The sequence below is a fragment of the Streptomyces montanisoli genome, assembly GCF_017813245.1.
In the GTDB taxonomy this organism is placed as follows: Bacteria; Actinomycetota; Actinomycetes; order Streptomycetales; family Streptomycetaceae; genus Streptomyces; species Streptomyces montanisoli.
Genome location: NZ_JAGIQL010000002.1, coordinates 60,747 through 81,843, shown reverse-complemented (window position 1 = coordinate 81,843; position 21,097 = coordinate 60,747). Strand labels below are relative to the sequence as shown.

Annotated in this window: 18 protein-coding genes and 2 pseudogenes; 3 read left to right on the top strand and 17 right to left on the bottom strand. The window is 70.0% G+C overall.

Features of this window, described 5'->3' with window-relative positions; genetic code table 11:
- Positions 1 to 15: 15 nt before the first annotated feature.
- The 15 genes and pseudogenes from JFN87_RS34025 to JFN87_RS01070 all read right to left on the bottom strand — a co-directional run.
- Positions 16 to 117, bottom strand: a pseudogene (locus tag JFN87_RS34025) (DNA cytosine methyltransferase); the annotation flags it as partial.
- 165 nt (positions 118 to 282) lie between these two features.
- Positions 283 to 1,455, bottom strand: coding sequence for a DnaB-like helicase N-terminal domain-containing protein (locus JFN87_RS01140; protein WP_209337889.1), 1,173 nt, complete (start codon positions 1,453 to 1,455; stop codon positions 283 to 285).
- Positions 1,452 to 1,682, bottom strand: a complete 231-nt coding sequence (locus tag JFN87_RS01135) for a hypothetical protein (RefSeq protein ID WP_209337888.1) — start codon at positions 1,680 to 1,682, stop codon at positions 1,452 to 1,454. Before JFN87_RS01135 ends, JFN87_RS01140 begins: the two co-directional genes overlap by 4 nt.
- Positions 1,679 to 3,467, bottom strand: a pseudogene (locus JFN87_RS01130) (type IV secretory system conjugative DNA transfer family protein). Before JFN87_RS01130 ends, JFN87_RS01135 begins: the two are co-directional and overlap by 4 nt.
- 95 nt (positions 3,468 to 3,562) lie before the next feature.
- Entirely contained in the window at positions 3,563 to 4,228 is a 666-nt protein-coding gene (locus JFN87_RS01120) for a hypothetical protein (protein WP_209337885.1), read from the bottom strand.
- Between the two features lie 90 nt (positions 4,229 to 4,318).
- Entirely contained in the window at positions 4,319 to 5,044 is a 726-nt protein-coding gene (locus tag JFN87_RS01115; protein WP_209337884.1) for a hypothetical protein, read from the bottom strand.
- Positions 5,045 to 5,202: 158 nt separating this feature from the next.
- Positions 5,203 to 5,700: a hypothetical protein gene (locus JFN87_RS01110; protein WP_209337883.1), complete on the bottom strand. Its 498-nt coding sequence runs from the start codon at positions 5,698 to 5,700 to the stop codon at positions 5,203 to 5,205.
- A 25-nt stretch (positions 5,701 to 5,725) separates the two neighbouring features.
- Positions 5,726 to 6,490, bottom strand: a complete 765-nt coding sequence (locus tag JFN87_RS01105) for a hypothetical protein (protein WP_209337882.1) — start codon at positions 6,488 to 6,490, stop codon at positions 5,726 to 5,728.
- Between the two features lie 49 nt (positions 6,491 to 6,539).
- Positions 6,540 to 8,042, bottom strand: coding sequence for a putative type IV secretion/conjugal transfer ATPase (locus tag JFN87_RS01100; protein ID WP_209337881.1), 1,503 nt, complete (start codon positions 8,040 to 8,042; stop codon positions 6,540 to 6,542).
- Positions 8,043 to 8,069: 27 nt separating this feature from the next.
- On the bottom strand, positions 8,070 to 8,522 hold the full coding sequence (locus JFN87_RS01095; RefSeq protein WP_209337880.1) for a DUF6238 family protein: 453 nt from the start codon (positions 8,520 to 8,522) through the stop codon (positions 8,070 to 8,072).
- Between the two features lie 25 nt (positions 8,523 to 8,547).
- Entirely contained in the window at positions 8,548 to 10,014 is a 1,467-nt protein-coding gene (locus JFN87_RS01090; RefSeq protein ID WP_209337879.1) for an SCO6880 family protein, read from the bottom strand.
- Positions 10,015 to 10,146: 132 nt separating this feature from the next.
- Complete coding sequence (locus JFN87_RS01085) at positions 10,147 to 11,556, bottom strand: SCO6881 family protein (RefSeq protein ID WP_209337878.1); 1,410 nt, start codon at positions 11,554 to 11,556, stop codon at positions 10,147 to 10,149.
- Between the two features lie 28 nt (positions 11,557 to 11,584).
- The gene (locus tag JFN87_RS01080) at positions 11,585 to 12,265 is read right to left on the bottom strand and encodes a hypothetical protein (RefSeq protein WP_209337877.1); all 681 of its coding nucleotides are present in this window, start codon (positions 12,263 to 12,265) and stop codon (positions 11,585 to 11,587) included.
- Entirely contained in the window at positions 12,265 to 12,573 is a 309-nt protein-coding gene (locus tag JFN87_RS01075; RefSeq protein WP_023421641.1) for a DUF6112 family protein, read from the bottom strand. The genes JFN87_RS01080 and JFN87_RS01075 overlap by 1 nt, the downstream gene beginning before the upstream one ends.
- A gap of 90 nt (positions 12,574 to 12,663) precedes the next feature.
- On the bottom strand, positions 12,664 to 13,809 hold the full coding sequence (locus JFN87_RS01070; RefSeq protein WP_209337876.1) for a C40 family peptidase: 1,146 nt from the start codon (positions 13,807 to 13,809) through the stop codon (positions 12,664 to 12,666).
- Between the two features lie 581 nt (positions 13,810 to 14,390).
- Between JFN87_RS01070 and JFN87_RS01065 the strand changes: the two genes are divergently transcribed.
- Positions 14,391 to 15,137: a DNA-methyltransferase gene (locus JFN87_RS01065; protein ID WP_209337875.1), complete on the top strand. Its 747-nt coding sequence runs from the start codon at positions 14,391 to 14,393 to the stop codon at positions 15,135 to 15,137.
- A 96-nt stretch (positions 15,138 to 15,233) separates the two neighbouring features.
- On the opposite strand, the gene JFN87_RS01060 is transcribed toward JFN87_RS01065, so the two are convergent.
- Together JFN87_RS01060 and JFN87_RS01055 are read right to left on the bottom strand one after the other, a co-directional pair.
- Positions 15,234 to 16,169: a DUF5655 domain-containing protein gene (locus JFN87_RS01060; RefSeq protein ID WP_209337874.1), complete on the bottom strand. Its 936-nt coding sequence runs from the start codon at positions 16,167 to 16,169 to the stop codon at positions 15,234 to 15,236.
- Between the two features lie 353 nt (positions 16,170 to 16,522).
- Complete coding sequence (locus tag JFN87_RS01055) at positions 16,523 to 17,908, bottom strand: MFS transporter (RefSeq protein WP_307865248.1); 1,386 nt, start codon at positions 17,906 to 17,908, stop codon at positions 16,523 to 16,525.
- A 526-nt stretch (positions 17,909 to 18,434) separates the two neighbouring features.
- Between JFN87_RS01055 and JFN87_RS01050 the strand changes: the two genes are divergently transcribed.
- Both JFN87_RS01050 and JFN87_RS01045 read left to right on the top strand, forming a co-directional pair.
- Positions 18,435 to 18,713 (top strand): heavy-metal-associated domain-containing protein, encoded by a 279-nt coding sequence (locus tag JFN87_RS01050; protein WP_209337873.1) that lies wholly within the window; start codon positions 18,435 to 18,437, stop codon positions 18,711 to 18,713.
- Between the two features lie 109 nt (positions 18,714 to 18,822).
- Positions 18,823 to 21,081: a heavy metal translocating P-type ATPase gene (locus JFN87_RS01045; RefSeq protein WP_209337872.1), complete on the top strand. Its 2,259-nt coding sequence runs from the start codon at positions 18,823 to 18,825 to the stop codon at positions 21,079 to 21,081.
- The last annotated feature ends 16 nt before the right edge of the window (positions 21,082 to 21,097 follow it).

Below are 21,097 nucleotides of genomic sequence, written 5' to 3'. Positions count from 1 at the left end.
GACGGCGGTGATATCGCCCAGGTTCGGGACGCTGGGCCAGTGGCGGGCCAGGATGCGTGAGGCGTTCGGGTCGACCTCGGCATGCCAGGCCAGCGTGCCGCCGAGCGCGGACTGCACGCCCAGGTCAAGGCCGCCGTACCCCGAGCAGAGAGACCCGATCAACGGAGAGCGCAACGGGGCGTCGAGACTCGGGTCCGTGCCGCGCAGGTCCGGCGCGGATGAGGAGGTGGGGAAGATCAAGGCGAGTTCCAGAGGCAGAAGAGGGCTGGTGGGGCGGGGCTCTCACGGGTGGCCGCGCGAGGGTGGTCGGGTTGCTGACAGCGTGGGGAGACGGCTGGCCGGGGCTGGGTGTGACGCGCCTGGGCGGGGTGTGCTGCGGGCGCGGGCGGCCTTCACTCGGTCGGGCGGCGGCTCGGCCGCCGGCGGAGCGGATGGCGTGGCCTTCGGAGCTGGACTGCTGTTCGCGGTGGCCCAGCGGGTACGTGCCTCGACGAGCGGACCGAGCGCGTGCAGGGCGTGGTTGATCAGCCGACCGGGCCCCAGTACCTCGTCCTGGGCCAGGGTCCGGATGGCTCGCGCGGAGGCGGCGGCGGTGCGGGTGACGGAGGAGCGCATCACCCGCCTCCCGAACCAGTCAGCGCTGCCGGGGGCCATGCCATCGCAGAGGGCGGTCAGCTGCTCGCTCGACACAGTGCCGTCGGCCAGCAGACCGCGTCGCTGGGCCTCCCAGAGCAGGGTGATCCGGTCGATGGGTTCGCCCCGGTGGTGCAGCGCGCCCAGGCACCGGTAGAGCTGCCCGTGGGTCGGGTCGGCGAAGTCTCGCGGCCGCAGCCAGGCCACCACCTCGGCCATGGCCCCGGGCTGTTCGGCGAGGACGGCCAGGAGGAACCGCTCGTCCTCGGCGACCTGGCCGCTCTGTTCCGGAGGCGTGATGTCCGTGGCGGCAGAGGGTCCAGCGGTGGGTGGGACCGGTCGAGGGTCGGTTCCCCAGCGTCGTGCAAGGTCGGTGAGTACGCCGGTCAGGACGTCCGCCGTACGCAGCGCTCCCTCGACCTCGCTCTGGACGGCGTCGGCCCGAGCCGCCTGGTGGAGACGGATCGCGTGCTGGGCGACGGTGCGGTGAATCGCCCCCTCCAGCACCATGCGTCCGTACACCGGGGCGTGCTCGGTTCGGGGGCACACCTGGATCAGGGTGTGGGCGAACGCCGCGGTCAGCCCGCGCACGTGCTGTCCGGCCTCCCCGACCGCGTCGGTCACCCACGACAGCGGCAACGGACTATCGGCCGAGAGCGCGGGATGCCCGTCGTTGCGCAGCTTGCGCAGTGCGTCGAACAGCGCCTGGTGGACGGGCCGATAGAAGTGGTCCGCAGCGAGCCACTCCAGGTGCGTGAGCTGCTCGGGGTCGAGGAGCACGGCGCCGAGGACCGCCTGCTCGGCACTCATCAGCGGGTTCACCGCCGGCCGCCGGGATCAACGGAGGTCGCCTCGTCCTGCCGGAAATGGAGGTTGGCGACTGCCCGGTCGGCAGCGGCCATCGACAGCGCGAAGTCGTCCAGGACGGCGGTGAAGGCGGGATCGGAGGCAGGGATCGAGCCGACCCCGCCGTCAAGCCACCACTGGCCACCGCGCAGGACGACCGGAGCGTGGGCCAACCGCCCCTGTCGTGGACTGGGCGCGCTCATGCCGATAGTCCAAGATCGTCCTGGTCGATGCTCTTCGCGAGGGCACGCTCGGTGATGGCCTTCGTGGCGCGAGCGGAAGCCGGGCCGATTACCTTGGCGGAGGGCTCCTTGTACCAGGGCTTGAGGTTGAGCATGGCGACCCGGATGCCGGTGGCCAGCAGCAGAACCTTGCCCTTGGGCAGGGCGCGGATGGCGTCCGGCGGAAGGATCCGCTCGGTGCGCATGCTCACCGAGGTGGACTTGCCGCCCTCGCTGGTCGACACCGAGGTGGTCTGGACGTCGTGATCGCCGACCTGACGGCTGAGCCGGTCGGCGAAGTCAGCGTCGTCGATGCCCGAACCGATGATCTTGATGGTGGCGGCGGAGTACAGGGCGTCCATACCGGCCTCGCCCCAGCACCGCTGGCCCTGACGGTAGGACTGCAGGATCGTCATCGGGATGACGCCCCGGCTGCCGAGGTGCGAGTACAGGTCGGGGAGGTCGCTGATGCGGCACACGTTCGCCGCCTCGTCGAGGACGCACAGGGCGGGTGGGTCGAGTCGCCCGCCGGAGCGCTCGGCGACGATCACGGCCGCGCGCATCACGGCGTCGGCCGCCGCCGCGATGATCGCGGACGCACTGCCGCCGCCGTCCTTGCTGAGCAGGTACAGGGTGTCGTGGGACGTGGCGAAGGCGAACGGCTGGAACTCGGGGAGGTCCTCGTTCGGGGTGACCCAGGCGGCGACGTCCGGGTCGAGCAGGCAGCTCGCGTACTGCCTCGCGGTCTCATAGATGCCGTCGCGGGTTTCGGTCGCGCCGGAGACGGTGCCCTGGAGCTGGGCGGCGACCGCATGGTGGCCGGCGTCGGTGAGCAGGTCCACCGGGGTGCGGTCGGCCGGCATCGCGAGCCAGGCCAGGACATCGGTGATCGGCCGCCGGTGGGACGCGGCGGCAAGGAAGAGGGCGCCGAGGGTGTTGCTGGCGGCGGTGGACCAGAAGTCGGAGCCGCTGGACTCGTCCACGCTCGCGGTGACGAAGTGCCCCGCCAGCCTCTTCGCCCCGGCGAGGTCGCGGGCGTCAGCGAGGATGTCCCACCACAGCTCGCGCGGGTGATGGGCGATCTGCTGCGGATCGAGGTTCCAGATCGTGCCGACCTCGGCGCGGGCGTCCACCGTGGTGGTGAAGGCGTCGTTCGCGGCTTTGTTGCTGGTGAGTAGGACCGGGCCCGGTGCCGAGAGGATCGCGGGGATCGCCAGCCCGGACGTCTTGCCGGAACGCGGGGCCATGATCGCGACGATCACGTCCTCCCAGGACGCGCGGACCTCCGCACGACCGGGATCGAGGGTGCCGAGCAGGATGCCGCGGTCAGCGGACAGGACCTCTTTTACTCTCCCGGCCGCCCAGGCTCGGGCGCAGGCTCTTCGCCTTGGCGACGATCTCCTTGTCCAGCAGCGGCGCCAGATCCGCCTTGCGGGCGAGGCCGGACTTGGACCCAGAACGCCAGCGCATCCACAGCACCGCAGCGGTGACGACCAGGGCCACGGTGAACAAGCCGGGGACGACGCGGGCACCGACCATCAGCATGCTGGTGCTCAAGGTCGGCCACAGCACGTCCGGGTGCAGCAGCGCGTCCGTGACGCGGAAGGGGGCCCATGTACCGCTCCCGAAAAAGGTATTGGTGAGATTTCCGGTCAGCCAGGCGAGGGAGCCGAAGGCCATGACGGCGCCGAGGACGCCGAACAGGAGGTAGAGGAGCGCGTCCGACCCGGTGGAGGTCGAGGGCGCGTTGGTGCGCGGGGAAGGCACGGCGGATCCTTGGGTGTGCGAGCGGGCGGGGGCGGGGCGTGCTCGGCTCTCGTGCAGCTCATGGGGATACTCCAGGGAGTGTGAAGCGGAACGTTTCAGCGGGGTCGGCCGGCAGGACGAGGAGCGGGCGGAGGCGGTGCGGTGGCCGGCGGACTGCTGGTCGACGGCGACGGTCCGGCGCACGGCGAGGAGGCGCGGGCGGCGCGCTGCCGGTCTGAATCGAAATTCCGGGCAGCGGACGGCGCAGGAGCAACTTCGGCACCGAGGACATCGTCGAGCAACTCCCGGCTGCGCAGGACGTTGACCATTTGGTGGTGCCGGGGGTCTGTGCGCTCTGCAGGACAGGCAGCGACACCGTCCTCGGCGACCTCCAACTGCTCACGGACGTTCTGGAGCATTCCGTAAGCGGCGGCCAGTCGCGTCCACGTCTCGAAAGTCGGATTGTGACTCGGGTCGTCGAAGTCGAGACGGGCGCGAGTCCAGTCTGCGGCAGAGGCGACGAGTTCGGTCAGCTCGGGCAGAGCCCCGACCAGTGCGCCGTTGACCTCCTCGATGATGCCGGCCACTTCATCGGGCGAGGCATCCTCGTGGAGGCGAGAGATCATCCCGCGGACGGAGTACGGATCCGCAGAAGCGTTTGGCAGGCGCCTGACCTGCAGCGGCTTGTCGGAGCTCGGTGCCGCGCTGCGGTTGGCGAGCCGGATGTTGTGCTGCATGGCCGCACCGACGGCCTCGCCGATGCTGGAGTAGTACTCGGGCATGTTGCCTCCTCCGGGGAGTGGCCCTGGACGGCCGAGTCGAGCGGGGGAGTGCGACGTACTGGTGGCCGACGGCCAAGAGAGCGGCTGGGGTCACCGTCGGGGGGCTGAGACGCGCGGCTGGTGACTCGTCGTGGTGAGGGGCGCAGTCTGGGAACTGGACGACGAGGAGACCTTGGCCTGGTTCGCCGCGGGGGAAGTGGCCAGAGCGGCACCACGGTGATCACGGACGGTCTGTGCTGCGGAGTTACTCGCTGACGCGGTGCCTACGTGGCGTAGCTCGGCCTCGGAATCGACGAGTTCAGACTGGGCCGAGCTGACGAACTCCGAGGCGAAGCCGAACCGGTCAGCGAGCGCATACGCTTCGTCGTCCAGGTCGTTGACCTGTTCTCCCGCCGCTTCCAGGGCCTCCCGGACACGCTCCAGAGCACCGTGCTCGGGGTGAAGGAGGTGGTCAACTGCGCGCTGAAGGCTGGCCCCGTCTTCGGCCGCCCGGATCTGGTCCGTGATGGTGAGAAGTTCGGCTCCGGCGGCGTAGGGCTTGAGCGCATGCACCGGAGGGCTCTTCCGGGCCGTGTCGAGAGAGGGCGGAAGGGTGACGTCGTAGCGAGCGGCTCGGAGCATCTCGGCAGCATGGGTGGCGATGGCGACCTGCTCGGCGAGCGGCGTGGTGGTGGGAAGGCGATGGCGTCGGCCGTGCCAGTCGTTGATCTGCTTGAAACCGGCGTGGCGGAGGAGTTGCGCGGAGAGGTCATCGGTAGCGCCCTTGGCAACGACGCTGCCGCTGAACTCGGACGTGATGGTGATCGAGGTAGGCACGGAAGTCTCCGGGGCAGAGGGAGCGAAGGACCCGTTGGAGGTGGGCCAGTGGGCAGAGCGTCCGGCAAATCCGGGGTTTGGTCCGGCCGAGAAGCGCTGGTAGAGGCCGCACGGTGGCGGTCAGCCGGGTGCCCCGCCGCAGCAGGGCACCCGGTCGGTCAGAAGAAGGGGTTCTCTGTCGGCCGGTCGGCCCCGGTGGCGGCTCGGAGCAGTTCGGTGAGGTCCTCGGGCTCGGAGGACCTCTGGTCTATCCACCACCCGGCGCGGGTCACCGTACGAGCGCTCTCCTCGATCTCCGCCCACTCGGCTTCGCTGTTCGTGCCTTCGGTGACCAGTGCGGTGTAGGCGTTGGTCAGGATCTGGTGACGACAGCGCACGCCCCAGGGCACGGCCCGCTCGGTCCCCTCCAGTGGAGGCATCTGGTACTGCTCGGACCAGGCTTCGGACGCGGTCTGCTCCTCGGCGCGCTTCGCCTTGAGCCAGGCGGCCTTGTCCTGCTCGTCGCCCTCGTTCGAGGCGCGCCAGCAGTCGGTGCACTCCTGCCTGGCGAGCCATTCGGCGAAGCCTGCGCGGCGGTCGGCCGGTCGGTCGGACAGGTCGCGGTCGGCATGGTGGCCGCAGGTGTGGTCGATGGGCCAGATCGTCTTCACGGCCATGGGAGGGCCTCCTTAAGGAGTTGGATCAGCGGTCGCGTGAGTACGCGATGCGGGGGTCAACCGGACGGACCGCCGCTGTGGTGACGGCGGAGGTGGGGACCGGCGCCCTGCCCGGGATACCGGCACGGGCCGGGCTGGCGGCGAGCGCGGCGGCGCTCAACGGAGACGCGCGAGCGGGACCGTGGCCGCGCTCACGGCCAGCGGCCGGCGTGTCAGCAGGGCGGGGGTGGGCCGTCACCTCTTGAGCGAGGCGGGGCTGCACTGCGACCTGGAGCCTCGAACGGTGCAGGGCCGACGTGGCGTCGGCGACCTTTCCCAGCGCTTCGACGCGATCGGTGGTGGCGGGGAGCGTGTAGATGTCCAGGCTCGAGTTGTGCCGCCAGCCGTCCTCAACCAGCATGAGCCCGCTGATGGCGGAGACCCGGTCGTCGAGGGCTGCGACGATGCCGAGCTGCGGGTGATCGGCGAAGGCGACGTCTGGCTCACTGGGGAGACCGCATTCGCGGACCTGTGCCGTATCGGGCGACAGCGTAGGGTCAAGTGCGGTGTCCACATCGACCTGGTAGCCGGCCTTGCGCAGCAGCTCGACGGCCCGGCTCGTACGGCCTCGTCCGTCACGGTTCTGGTCGGCCAGCGCGTACAACGTCGGCTGGTCGGGGACGGGATGGAAGTCAAATCGCTTGAGCATCCAGGCGCTGGCCGCGAGGTTCTTCGGGTTCTCGGCGACGATGCCGTGGACGGGGTGGTGGCCGAAGGCCAGGTCGGGCAGCACGTCGTAGTGGCTGGGCATGGCAGATCCATCCGAGGGGGTGCGGGTACAGGTGCGGGCGACGGGCGAATCAGTGCATGCGGGCGTCGGTGTCGAACAGCTCCCGCTCGGCCGGGTGGAGGATGTGCTGGGTGATGAAGGAGCGGTCGGCGACCTTCCACAGACCTCGGCCCTTGGTCAGGGCGGACACAGCCTGGGTCTCGACGCCGGTCAGGCCGAGCAGAGATGCAGCGGCGGCGAGCTGGTCGGGCTCTTGGCGGTAGATGATCCGGGTGGAGCAGTCGGCCAGCAGGCCCTCGGCCAGAACTCGGCCGCGCGAGCCTGCATCGCCCGCCGAGAGCAAATCGCTCAGGCGGTGGATCACCATCAGGTTCGCGATGCCCAGCCCTCGGGAGAGCTTCCACTGGCTCTGCATCCGCTCCAGCAGCCCGACGTGCCGCATCAGCCGCCACGCCTCGTCGTAGATCACCCAGCGACGGCCCCCCTCGGGATCGCTGAGGGCTGACTCCATCCACGCGCTCGCGCACGTCATCGCGAGCACCAGTGCCGTGTCGTCACCGGAGCCGCCGAGACGGGAGAGGTCGATGGACAGCATCGGTGTGGTCGGGTCGAACGACACGGTGCTCGGCGCGTCGAACATGCCGCTCAAATCGCCGTGCACGAGACGTCGCAGGGCGTGGGCGAGGTCCTGGGCGGCTGAACCGAGTTGCCCCGCCTGGTGGCCGAGGGCCCGGTCGAGGCGTTCGGGGGAGCCGAGTACGTGCGCGATCTCGCCGAGCAGCGGCACCGTGCCCCGGGCGGCGGCGTCAGCGACGACCAGATCCAGGGCCAGATCGAGGGCGGTGTGCTCCATCGGCAGCAGATCGCGCTTCAGCACGGTGCGAGCGAGGCCGGCCAGCAGCAACAGGCGGCGCTTGCGAACCTCCGTAAACCAGTCCTCCTCGCTCACGGAGGTGGGCCGGGCCGGGGCGTCCAGCGGGTTCAACCGGCCGGGGAGCCCTGGGCCCAGGGCGATGCTGTATCCGCCGAGGGCTTGCGAGACACCGGTCCACTCCCCCTTGGGATCGCAGGGGATGTAGATCCGGTAGCCGTGGGCGATCGACCGGGTGGCGATGGATTTCGCCAGCGCCGACTTGCCCATACCGATGATCCCGGCCAGGACCGCGTTGGGGTTGGTGAAGCCCTCCACCCGGCCGCTGTTGTAGAGAGAGAACGGGTCGAAGCAGAAGGCCGCCTCCGCGTGCACATCGCGGCCGATGAACACCCCTTCGGCGCCCAGGCCACCCTCGGCCACGAACGGGTACGCGCCGCTGGCTGTGGCGGTGGTCATCCGGTGTGCGGGCAGGTCGAGCTTGCCGCCGCGGGCGGAGGCCGGGCCGGGGCGGCCGGCGAGCGGGTAGGTGGGCCGCAGATCCGGGTCGAGAGTCTGCTCGGCGCGGTGCTTGGGCGGTTTTCCGGCGAGGCGTGCCTGGCGGCGGGCCTCGGCGAAACCGGCTCGGGCGGCCCGCTGCTCGGCGCGTGTCGTCTTACGGGGCACGAACAGAGGGGAGGCGGTGGCGCGGATGCGAGGCATGAGCGTTTCTCCAGGTGAGGGGGTGGGTCAGCGGCGGATGAGGCCGGTGAACGGGGCGTCCAGGTCGGTCGGGGTGGTGCGCCGCCGGACGAGATGCGCGGTGCGCTGGTGGCGCTGGCAGATGGTCAGTTCCGGTGCCCCCTCTGGGAGGCCGGCCTGGCACGCCTCCGGTTCGGGGATCTCGCCGGAGTCCGGCCGGGGCGCCGCGTGGTAGGCGGCGTGGAGGTGCTCGGCGGCCTGCCAGATGCGGGTACGGGCGGTGCGGAGCTGGTCGCCCTCGACCGCGACGAGCTGCCCAGTGCGACCTGCGTCGGCGTCGAGCAGCCCGTACAGCGAGACGAGGTGGGCGTGCAGGGCGTCCAGCTCGGCGCGGGTGGTGACCAGCGGGCCGCCCGGGATGTTGAGTGCGCGGTGGAAGTCGAGCGCGGCGGTGGCGAAGGGCACAAAGTCCTGCGCGGTCGGGCTGGCGGTGCGGGACATGAGGGTGCTCTTTCGAAGGGGAGGATCAGGCAGCAAGCGCGAGCGGCAGGGCGGCGGCGGTGAATGCCTCGGCCTGCTGCCAGGTCAGGGGCCGGAGGTCGAGCTGGGCGCCGACGGCGGCGGTCTCCACGACGGCGCAGGCGGTGCGCAGCTCTTCCTCGGTGTCGGCCGAGACCGTCAGCAGACCGGTCAGGGCGACGTCGGCGTGCCCGGCGATGAGCTGGCGTTCGCGGGACTTGATGTCCTGGTACTCGATCGAGTCCGCCTCGGAGTCGACTTGGCCGCGCCGGGCTCGTTCGGCGGCGTCGGCGATCACGCTGGACTTCTTGCGCTGCACGTCGCGCAGGGCGGCGTCGAGGTTCTTCGGCTCGTAGGAGAGCGACAGCGTGCGCCGGACGCCGCCGGTGAACAGGAGTTGGTGCAGGAAGCCGGCGCCGGTCTCGGTGCGCGGCCAGTTCTCCACCCAGTAGGTGGTGTGCACGGCGGAGTCGGTGGCGATGCGGTCCGCCTTCTCGACGACCACGACGGGGCCGGCGGCGGCGGGCTCGGCCTCGGGGCGACCGGCCGTGGACCAGCGGTCGAGTGTCGCCAGCGCCTTCGGGTCATAGGAAGTGCGCACCACGGCGGCGATCTCGCGGGCGGTGAGCCAGCCCGTCGGGGTGAGACCGGCGGTCCGCGCCGCCTGGTCGAACGTGGAGGTGAGCTGGGCGAGGACGCTGAAGGCACCGGTGAGACCGCCGCCGGCCTGGTTGATCAGCCGACGGGCCGCCTTGGTGTCCAGGGACACCGCGACGTACGCCTCGTGCGGGGCGGCTGCGGGACCGGCGCTCTGGATCAGCTCGTTGTAGATCGCGCCGGCCATCGGGGTGTCGGGGTGGCCGTGCTCTTCCCAGTAGCGGCGCAGCGCGTCGCCGGAGTCGGGGATGGTGCGCTCGATCACCTGGATGCGGGCGATCTGCCCGGTACGGGCGAGAGCTGCCAGCGCGCGTCCCCAGCCGCCGACGTTGGCCTGCTGGGTACCCGGGTCGAGCAGGGCGTAGGCGCGGGAAGAGACCTTGACCACCGCGGTCAGCGTCCCGGTGTGCGGGTTGTGGACGGCGCCGTACTTGCCGTCGGGAGCAGTGGTCACGCGCAGGCTGGCAGCGGTGCCGGGAAGGTGGAGCAGTCCCTCGCGGGTCGGCCGGCGAGAGGGCCGGGTGAGCCAGACGAGCTGGCCTCGCATCCGGCGCAGCGCGTACCGGACGACGATCGGGGCCCAGTCCGCCAGAGCACGGCCTCGGTGGCGGACGAAGACGAGCAGGGCGATCACGGCCCACAGCGGGATGAGCTGGAGGGCGCCGACCACACCGCGGGCGAGGATCACGGCGAGAAGGAGAAGGCCGGTGAGCCCGGCGACGACCAACTGCGGGACGGACAGGCCGAGCAGGACGCCGCGCCTGCTGCGGTGCGGGAACTTCACGGTGGGCGTGGAGGACTGGTGCTTGCCGGACATGGTGGTTCCAGACGGTGAGAGCGGGCGGAGGACGGGGCGCGCGGCGCTCTTCTGGACGTCATGGCGAAACCTTCCTGCTGGTGGGGAGGCGGGGGCGGGCCGTGGAGTGCGGCCCGCCCCCGGGGATGTGGGTCAGGAACCCGACGGCGGCTGGGTGGGATACACCCAGTTCGTCGGCGTCGCGGAGCCGGTGGCCGACGGACCGGACCCGGACGCCGGAGTGCCCGAGGCCGAAGGTCCGGGGTCGGCTGGCGGCATGGAGGTCATGTCGCCGCCCGGAGCCGATGCGGCTGCGAGGTGACCGGAGCCGCCCGCAACGCCTTGGGCAGTCGATTCGGACCCTTCCGGTTCGTCCTCGCCAGGACGTGTGATCAGCGGCGGGATCCCGGGGCGCTGGATCAGAGCCCGGCCCTTGTCGCCGCTCGCGTCCGGGTCTTCGCCGTATCGGAAGCGGGTCTGCTGCTTGGGCGGCCCGGCGTCGATGCCCTCCTTGGTGAGGTTGCCGCCGGAGGGGTTGATGCCGGAGGCGACGCCATCCGTCCCTGCACCAGGGACCTGGTTCGGACCCTGCGGAGCTGGGGTGCCGGTACCGGCCCGCAGTGCGAGGCTGCCCGCGGTCTTCGCGGCTCCGGCGGCGACCGCCATGCCGGCGACACCGGTGCGGTGCATGTCGTCGTGGCCGCCGCCGTCGCTGGCCCAGTGGACGAATTTGTACGTTGCGTAGGGGCAGAGCAGCACCAGGACCATCACGACGATGCCGGCCAACGCGTCGGACAGGGCCGCCATCCCGTCGCTGGCGTCGCTCTTGCCCATGGCGGAGACGCCGATGAGGAAAACGACGGTCATCAACAGCTTGGAGACGATCAGGGTGCCGGTGGCCTCGATCCAGCTGCGCCGCCACCGCTTGGCGACCTCCCAGCCGCCACCGGCCCCGGCGAACACCGCGAGCGCGACCATGATCAGGACGCCAACCTTGCGGGCGACCATTACGCCCCAGTAGAGGAAGGCGCCGATCGCGCACCCGAAGGCGACCAGCGCGGGCACACCCCAGCCGAGGTCGTACATGGCCCCCATCTGGTCGACCTTGATCACACGACGGATCGCGTCGTCGATCGAGGTGTTGGCGGCTTTGAAGAGGCCGTCGGACAGCGCGTCCACGACGGTGATGGCGACGGTGGTGAAGGCGATGGCGGAGAAGCTGAACAGGACTCCGGTCATGGTGCCGAACGCCGCCTTGGCGAGGGCACGTTCGTCTCGGCGCCAGGCCGCGGTCATGAGCTGGATGCAGAAGATGCCGACGGTCAGGGCGAGGCCGATGGGCAGCAACAGCTCGTAGTTGTCGCGGAACCAGCTGGCGTTGAGGTCGATGGCCGTCGTCTTGTTAACGGCGTTGGCGGCCAGGTCGGCCGCGCTGGACGCCAGCTCGCCCGCCGACTTCGCGATCCATGCGCCGAGACCGTCGGTGACGGTGCCGGCGGGGTTGGTGGCGAAGTCGACGGCGCCGCACACCTTGTCCATCAGCGGGAAGTCGCAGACTCCCATGGGTCGTACCTCCGTTCTGGGGCGAGGGTCAGGGCGCGACGGACGGCATGACGCCGACCAGGGCGCAGGGGTGGTCGGGTCGGCACTGGACCGCGAGGGTGGTGGAACGGCTCTCCGCGCCGCCGGCGGGTGAGCCCTTCCAGCTAATCGACTGCTTGCCGGAGACCGTGACGGCGTAGACGTACGCCTGGGTGATCGCCCCAGGGTCGTCCTGGAGGGCCTGGGTGAAGGCGTGCGGGAAGTGCCCCTCATTGATCTTGGCGGTGGCGACCTGCTTGTTGGCCGCCATCTCCTTCCACAGCACGGGCGAGGGGACCGCCTGGTCGACGGAGGCCGGATCGGCGTACTTCGACTCCTTGGTCAGCCAGCCGCGCAACGCCTTGCGCAGATCGGGCTGCGAGTACGCGCGGGTGTCGTACGACCACAGCGCTGCTGCGGCGGCCTTCCCGTAGGTGATCGGATCGTGGGTCTTCGGCGGAACGGGCAGAGCGCGGGGCCGGGTGTGCGGCCCGGACGGTGCCGCGGTCGACGAGGACGCCGTGGGCGAACTCGGCGGTGGCGCCGGAGTGTCGGAGGGGCTTCGGCCCTCGCGGGTGAGGTAGGCAGCCAGGCCGGCGAGGGCGACGAGCACCGCCAGGACTGCAGCGCCGAGCAGCGCCCGGCGGCGCACGCGAGATGCGCCGCCGGGGTGGGTGGAGTGCTGAGCCATCAGTGGACCTGCGTCCCGAGTGTCGAGAAGAACGCCACCACACCGTTGGCCGCACCGAGCAGAAGGGCCGCGCCCGCGCTTACCAACACGCCCTTCTTCCCGTTCGCCTCGGCCTGGTGGCCGCCCGAGTGATGCCCCCAGGCCCATACGCCCGCACTGACGGCGAGGGCGCCGACCACGGCGATGAGCCCGAAGAGGTTGATCGAGCCCATTACCTGCTTGAGGACGTTGAGGCCCGGGAGCCCGCCCTCGTTCGGCTTGATTCCGGGGTCGTAGGCCAGCTGTATGACCTGGTCAGCGAGATACATAGGGAACTCCAGTTTGAATGAGCGCACGCCGAAGCCTGGCGAGGCGAACCAGCGGTGCGAGGGCGAGGTGAGGAGGGGGAGGAGCGCCGGTCAGACGACTCGGCGGGCCGCGAGAATCCGTGATTTCCAGGACGCGACTGTTGTGATCCGTACGACGTCACCGGTGTGTGGGGCGTGGACGATCAGGCCCTGTCCGATCGCCATCCCGACGTGCTCTGGCACGGCGGCCGTCCCCTCGGTGAAGAGGAGATCGCCCGGCTTGAGGGCATCGACCGAGACGGCCTTGCCGTCCTTGACCTGCGTGTACGTGGTCCTTGTCAGGGTGACCCCGGCGGCCTTGTACGCGCCCTGCATCAGGGAGGAGCAGTCGCAGCGGCCCATCGGGTTCTTGCCGTGGGAGTCGGTGCAGGTGCCGCCCCACTGATACGGGGTGCCGAGCTGGCCGAGCGCCCACCGGATCGCCGTCTGCACTTTCGGCGGCGCGGAGGCGGGGATCTTGTACTCGTCCGGCAGGGCGCCCGCCGGGATGGTGCCGAAGTCCGTCCCGTCGCCGTCCGCCGAACAACCGCCCGCGGAATCGGGAGAGGGGCTGCTGGTGTCGACAGAGCCGGACGGCGACGGGCTCGGCGATGCACTGCCAGCCTTCTGCAGCAGGGGCTCGATGGACTTCTGCAGGGCGGTGGCCAGCGGCTCCCACTTGGCGTACGCCTCGGGGAAGCCCGACTTCTGCACCGCCTGGGCGGCCTGGGCGACGGACAAGGACTGCCAGCCGGAGACCTTTTTGAGTCCCTCGTAGAACTTCGTCGAGGCGTGCACTGGGTCGAGGATCTGGCTGGCCGTGCCCCAGCCCATCGACGGCCGCTGCTGGAAGAGACCCAGCGAATCGCGGTCGCCGTAGGTCAGGTTTCGCAGGCCGCTCTCCTGCAGCGCGGTCGCCAGGGCGACGACCTGCCCTCGGGCGGGGATGTTCATCGCGACGCCCGTGGCCTGGATCGTCTTGGCGTTGGGCACCTGGTCGGCAGGCGCGTCCAGCCCCGGCACCGAGACTGAGCCCTTGTCGCCGCCGTCCAGGATGGCCTTCACCTGCTTGGCGACGGCGGAGGCGTCCACACCCTGTGCACCACCGGTCGAGCACGAGGCCGATGCGATCCCGGCACCGATGCCAAGGATCGGCAGTGCCAGCAGGAGCGGTCCGGTAGCGCACAGACCGACGAGGGCTCCCGTCGTCTTCTTCACGGCCGCCTCCGTACAGCACGACGGCGGTGCGGACCAGACGACGGAGGTGGGTCGGGGCGCGGGTGTGCCTGGGCATGCTGCATCGCAGCGGCTCCTCGGTGTTCGAAGGAGACGCGGTGCCGACTTCTCGTGCAAAGCCGTCGGCACCGCGCCGATGTGCATCCGCCTCTCGGCGGGCCTGGGGCGGAGGAGTTGGTAGCTCCCGGACCCCGGTTTCAGGTCACGCGCGGCAGCCAGCCGCGCTCGTAATCTCAGGCAGTGCACGTGGGCCTCCTCACGGCGCTCGCGCGCAGATGGGCAACATGCCTCCGACGCTGCTCGATTGGACGAGACAGCGCGGATAAGCACAGCTCAACGGGGGTGGGAGCAGCGCTCCTTCCCGGTGGCACGGCGAGACAGTAGACCGGGATTCCGGCCGCACCAAACGACTGCCGTCCCGGGGTCCAAAGCGGGGAGCCGCCGCGTTAGGCGCGACCGGAATTCGCCGCTAACCTCCGCTGCAACCCCGCGCCGGATGCACGCCGTTGAGCGTTGTCCGGAGCGGGTCAAGACTCCGCCGTCCCCGAAGAGAGGCCCTCCCCATGAGCTACACGCTGCACCGAGGCGATGCCCTGACCGTCCTGAAGTCCCTCCCGGACGAGAGCGTCCAGGCGGTGATCACTGACCCGCCGTACAACTCCGGGGGCCGTACCAGCTCCGATCGAACCGGCCGCACGGCACGTGCCAAGTACGTCACCAGCAACTCGGCGCACGACCTCGCCAACTTCCCGGGCGAGAACCGTGACCAGCGCTCCTACCGCTCCTGGCTCACCGAGCTGCTCACCGAGGCGTACCGGGCCTCGACCGAGCACGCGGTCGCCATGGTCTTCACCGACTGGCGCCAGGAGCCGACCACCTCCGACGCCCTGCAGATGGCGGGATGGACGTGGAGCGGCACGATCTCGTGGATCAAGCCGTCCAGCCGGCCCCGCAAGGGTGGACCGAAGCAGGACTCGGAGTTCATCATCTGGGGCGTCAAGGGCTCCCTCGACAACACCCGCGACCTCTACCTGCCGGGGCACTACATCGCCTCCCAGCCCCGCAAGGGCCGGGTTCACATCACCCAGAAGCCGGTCGAGGTCATGCAGCAGCTCGTCCAGGTCTGCCCCGAGGGGGGCACCGTCCTTGACCCGTTCACCGGCAGCGGCTCCACTGGGGTCGCGGCCCTGCGCGAGGGACGCCGCTTCGTGGGCGTCGAGCTGTCCGCGCACTACGCCGACGTCGCCAATGAACGGCTGCTGGCCGAACTGACGAAGGACGACTTCGAGCTGGCCGGACCGGAGGCATGAGCGTGAGAGCGGAGAGGCCGGGGCCGGCGGCCCGCAGATGCCGAAGGGTGGCTGGTGCATCGACTACCCGATGCACCAGCCACCCTTCCTGTTGCGTCAGGCGGCCTCAAACGCCCGCCGGATGAGCGGCGCCGCCTTCTCCAGGTCGGTTGCCGAGACGACGCGCACCTCCAGGTCGCCAGTCCCAAGGTGTCCGATGCCGTGCATATCCCGGGTGAAGCCCTCCTCCAGCTCGACCGAGTCCGGGTCGAGTCTGAGGTACACCAGGATCGCCTCGTGCTTCGGACGAAAGATCACCGACGCCACGTTCACCAACCGCCGGTAGGCGATGTAGTGCCGCAGCGGCGCCACCTCCACCTCGCCCCACGCCGTGAGTGCTTCGTCCAGTTCCGCGTACAGGTCCCGTAGACACTCCGGTACGGCACCGCCACCCGTCGGCGAAGAAATCGCCGGAACCACCGGAACGCTGTCGACCACCGTTGCCCGCTCCCGGCCCCGGCGGGACGAGGCAGCGCTCGGGAAGCCAATAACCGAATCAACGAGCAGCAGCCCCAAGAGGCCACCGTCGAAGATCCGGTAGCGCACCAGGTCGATCCGCTCGGGCAGCCTCTGCACGGCCACCCGGTCGTGGTGCGAGAAGCCGGCAGCGATGCAGATCATCCGCGGACGGCGCCAGTCGATTGACGCGGCGGCCTCCGCACCCAGCGCCTTCCGCACGAGCGCCTCGAACTCGTACTGGGCCGACTCCAGCCAGGACAGGTATGACACCGCCTGCGACATCACCCCGCTGTCCGAGCCCTTCTTGAACTCGATCACCACCGGGCTGCCGTTCTCGTCCAGCCCCAGGGTGTCGATCCGGCCCCGGTGCCACGGACCGGTCGGATACTCCGATGCCAGGAACCGGACGCCCAGCATCTGCTCCAGGCCGGCCTCGACTCGCCGCTGCAGCTCCACCTCCAGCGCCACCGTCGAACTGGGCAGCTCGACATCCCGTCCGTCCGCGTCCCGTCGGAACATCATCAGCTCGGCCACCAGTGCCCCCTCCCACGATCACTACAGGAGAAGCAATCAAAACCAGCTTGCGGGTATTCCGCTGCTGGCCAGGTCACGAGTGCACCCCGGGCGCGCTCCCGGCAAGCAGGACGTGGCTGCGACTGCAGACCTACGGGCACTTTCCCTGCGGGCTTCGTCAACCCCCGATTGGCGTTGCACTTCCCGGAGGGGAACAGGGCCGGTCTCTTGCGTTCCGCCGGGGTGGGCATGCGGCCGTAGCGGCCAGGCCCGGGACCGCTCCGTCTGCCGGACGGGAACGTCAGGCAGACGTCAGCGTCCAGCCGCCACCCGAAGGGGATGTCAGGAGCGCGGCGGGGCGGCGGCGTGAGCGGTCATGCGTCTTCCTTGACCGGTTCGGGTACAGGGTCAGGGGCAGGCGTTCGTAGGAAGACGGCTGCGGCCAGGGCACCCAGGAGTGCGATGGCACCCGCGCCGAGGAACGCGGCGGAGAATCCGTCGGTGAGGGCGGCAGGGTTGCCGAGCTTGTCGGCCCCCATTGCCGTGGCGACAGCGGTCATGATGGCAAGGCCGAGGGCCGAGCCGACCTGGTAGCTGGTGTTCACGATGCCGGAAGCCAGGCCTCCCTCCTCGGGGCGCGCGGACGAGATCGCGGTGCCGAGCGACGGAATGAACGCCAAGGACATGCCCAGAGCCGCCACCAGCGAAGCAGGCAGCACGTCGACCAGGAAAGAACCCGAGGAGCGTACGGCTGAGAGCCACACCATGCCGAGGGCCAGCACCAGCAGGCCGGCGACGATGACAGCCTTCGGCCCGAAACGAGCGATGGCCCGGGGGGCGAGAACGATCATGCCGATCATGATCAGAACCGTCATCGGCAACAGGGCGGCTCCACTGGGGAAGGCCGTGTACCCCAGTACCTGCTGCAAGTAGAGGTTCAAGTAGAACCACATGGGGATCCACGCGGCCCCGAGGAGCAGCTGCGCGAGGTTGGCGGCGGCGAGGTTCGGGGTGGAGAAGATACTGAGCCGCACCAGCGGCGCTCGTCGTCGGGCCTGGGTGACCAGGAAGATGGTCAGCAAAGCGGCCGCGGCGAGGAGCACCAACCAGGTCCGCGCGGCGCCCCATCCCACCTCGGGAGCCTGGACGACGGCATAGACAGCGGCAGCCAGGCCGCCCGTCACGGTCAGTGCCCCGAGCACGTCGATGCCGCCGCGGCCGCGGGCCCCTCCCGCGGGCATCAGTGAGGGAGTGACGGCGAGGATGACGACGGCGATCGGGATGTTGATGTAGAAGACCCAGGGCCAGCTGAGGTATTCGGTGATGACGCCGCCCAGAAAGACGCCGGCCGTTCCCCCCGCCGGCGCGGCCGCGCCGTACAGTGCGAGGGCCTTGGTCAACTCCCGGGGCTGGGTGCCGAACAGCATCATGAGCATGGAGAGCGCAGAAGGCGCGATCAGCGCGGAACTTCCGCCCTGGAGGGCGCGCCCGGCCAGTTCCAGGCCGACTGAGTCGGCGAGGCCGGCCATGAGAGAGCCGCCTGCGAGCAGCACCCAGCCCAGAGTGAAGATGCGGCGTGCACCGAACAGATCGGCCAGCCGTCCACCCAGCAGCAGCAGACCGCCGAGAGCGATCACGTAGGCGTTGAAGACCCAGCTGAGGTTCTCCTGTGAGAAGCCGAGATCCTCCTGCATCCGCGGCAGCGCGACGCCGATGATGGACGTGTCCATGATGACCATGAACTGGGCTGTGGCGATCACTGCCAATCCAAGCCAGCGACGAGCCGCGGGTGGTGACGTAGTGCTGGACACGATGCCCTCCTGACGTTTCGCCGGCGTGGCCCGCCGGCATCGCCTGGAACATACCCTAGGGGGGTAGTGTATTCCAGTCCCAAGTCCCCAGTCGCTCCCGAACGCGCGCGGATGGTGCCTCGGTGGAGTGGCCGCGTTATCCGTCGAGTTGGGCATGTGGGCATGTGGGCATGTGGGCGTGTTGGTGAGCGGTGCGACGCTGACGGGTGGCGGAACCGGGACCTTGTGGGCGCGGCGAGGGGTGCGCGTCAGCGGGGAGGCGTCGAGACAGCGGGGGTAATGCCTACGTCTCGACGCGCCGACGACGCCTGCCCGCCTCGGTGCCTCTGTGGCGATCTGGCCCTACCCATTCATTCCCTCCCATGCTCGCGGAGCTTGCCTCTCATAGGGGGAGGGGGTATACCTGAGAGTGAGAATACCCCCAAGGGGTATACCTGGCAATGTGCTCGTACACGTTCGATCTCGGAGGAATCCCATGTCGTCCTGCTGCACCCCCGACGGAAGCTGCCACAGCGAGGCCGGCGATCAAGCCACCGGAGGCGTCGTCACCGTCTACCAGGTCTCTGGCATGAGCTGCGGTCACTGCAAGACCGCGATCACTCAGGCCGTCGGCGATCTCGCCGCCGTCCGTGCGGTCGACGTCGACGTCGACGCGGGGCGCGTCACGGTGACAACCGACGGAGCTCCGGACGAGTCGGTGATCGCCAAGGCCGTCGACGAGGCGGGCTACGAGCTCACCGGCCACGCCGCCTGATCAGCCACACAGCCGCTTCGCCGCCGCGCGGCGGCGAAGCGGCCCGCGGCCGGGCCCTGGACGACTGAGTCAAGCTCTGGCCGGGGAATCTCCAGTCCAAGGAGCAAGAATGACGACCACGGTTGCCCCCGACGGGGGCCAGGTCGAACTCGCTATCGGCGGGATGACCTGCGCTTCGTGCGCTGCCCGTATCGAGAAGAAGCTCAACCGCATGGACGGGGTCGAGGCCACCGTCAACTATGCCACCGAGAAGGCGAAGGTCAGCTACAGCCGCTCCGTCACAGTGGACGACCTGGTCGCCACGGTGGAGGCGACCGGCTACACCGCCGCGCCTCCCGCGCCCCCCGCTGCCTCGACGGATGCCGCAAAGCCGGGTGTGGACGGCGTTGACGAACTGCGGCCGCTGCGCGAACGGCTCATCACCGCCGTCGTCCTGGCGGTGCCGGTCATCGCGATGGCCATGATTCCTCCGTTGCAGTTCGAGTACTGGCAGTGGCTCTCCCTCACGCTGGCAGCCCCTGTCGTGGTCTACGCGGCCTGGCCGTTCCACCGGGCGGCCTGGACCAACGCGCGGCACGGGGCGGCCACCATGGACACCCTCATCTCGCTGGGCACGTCGGCCGCATTCCTGTGGTCATTGTGGGCGCTGTTCTTCGGCACCGCCGGCATGGCCGGCATGACACACTCCTTCGAGTTCACGGTCGCCCGCACCGACGGCGCCGGGAACATCTACTTGGAGGCGGCGGCCGGCGTCACCACCTTCATCCTGGCCGGGCGCTTCTTCGAAGCCCGCTCCAAGCGCAAAGCCGGCGCGGCTCTGAAGGCGCTCCTCCAGCTCGGGGCCAAGGAAGTCACCGTCCTGCGGGACGGTCTCGAGCGACGTGTACGCACAGAAGAGCTTGCTGTCGGAGAACACTTCGTGGTCCGCCCCGGCGAGAAGATCGCCACCGACGGGCTCGTGGTGGAGGGCAGCTCTGCCGTGGACGCCTCGATGCTCACCGGCGAATCGGTGCCCGTCGAGGTGCAGGCCGGGGACACGGTCACCGGCGCCACGCTCAACGCAGGCGGACGGCTGGTGATCGAAGCCACCCGCATCGGCGGCGACACCCAGCTGGCCCGGATGGCCAAACTGGTCGAGGACGCACAGAACGGCAAGGCCGCAGCCCAGCGCCTCGCCGACCGCATCTCCGCGGTCTTCGTGCCCGTCGTCATCGCCCTCGCACTGGGCACCCTCGGCGTATGGCTGGCGAGCGGCGCCGAACTGACCACCGCCTTCACCGCAGCCGTCGCAGTCCTGATCATCGCCTGCCCGTGTGCTCTGGGGCTGGCCACACCCACCGCCCTGATGGTCGGCACCGGCCGTGGCGCGCAACTGGGCATTCTCATCAAGGGGCCCGAGGTACTCGAGGTGACCCGCAAGGTCGACACCATCGTCCTGGACAAGACCGGCACCGTGACCACCGGCAAGATGACGCTGCTCAAGACCCACACCGCTCCCGGGATCGCGGAGACCGAGGTACTCAGGCTCGCAGGCTCCCTGGAGCACGCCTCCGAGCACCCGATCGCCCAGGCGGTCGCAGCCGGAGCCATGCAGCAGACCGGCACGCTGCCCACGCCCGAGGACTTCGCCAACGTGCCCGGCCTCGGCGTCAAGGGCGTCGTCGACGGCCACTCGGTGCTCGTCGGCCGGGAGAAGCTGCTGGACACCTGGTCCATCGCGCTGCCGCCTGCCCTGAAAGAGGCCAAAGCGACGGCAGAAGCCGCCGGCGCCACCGTCATCACGGTCGCATGGGACGGGCAGGCGCGCGCCGTGCTGCAAATCGCCGACGCGATCAAGGAGACCAGCGACGAGGCCATCCGTCGGTTCCGCGCCCTCGGCCTTACCCCGATCCTCCTCACCGGCGACAACAGCACCGTCGCCGAAGCCGTGGCCCGCGAGATCGGCATCGAGCAGGTCATCGCCGAGGTCATGCCCGAGGACAAGGTCGAGGCCGTCAAGCGGCTCCAGGCCGAGGGCCGTTCGGTGGCCATGGTCGGTGACGGCGTCAACGACGCGGCTGCCCTGGCCCAGGCCGATCTCGGCCTCGCCATGGGTACCGGCACGGATGCCGCCATCGAGGCAGGCGACCTTACCCTCGTCCGTGGCGATCTGCGCGTGGCGGCGGACGCGATCCGCCTGTCCCGCAGGACGCTGGGCACCATCAAGTCCAACCTCTTCTGGGCCTTCGCCTACAACGTCGCGGCCCTACCGCTGGCCGCCGCCGGTCTGCTCAACCCGATGATCGCAGGAGCGGCCATGGCCTTCTCCTCCGTCTTCGTCGTCGGTAACAGCCTGCGTCTGCGAAGCTTCCGCGCGACCGACCAGTAGGGGGTGCTTCATCCGG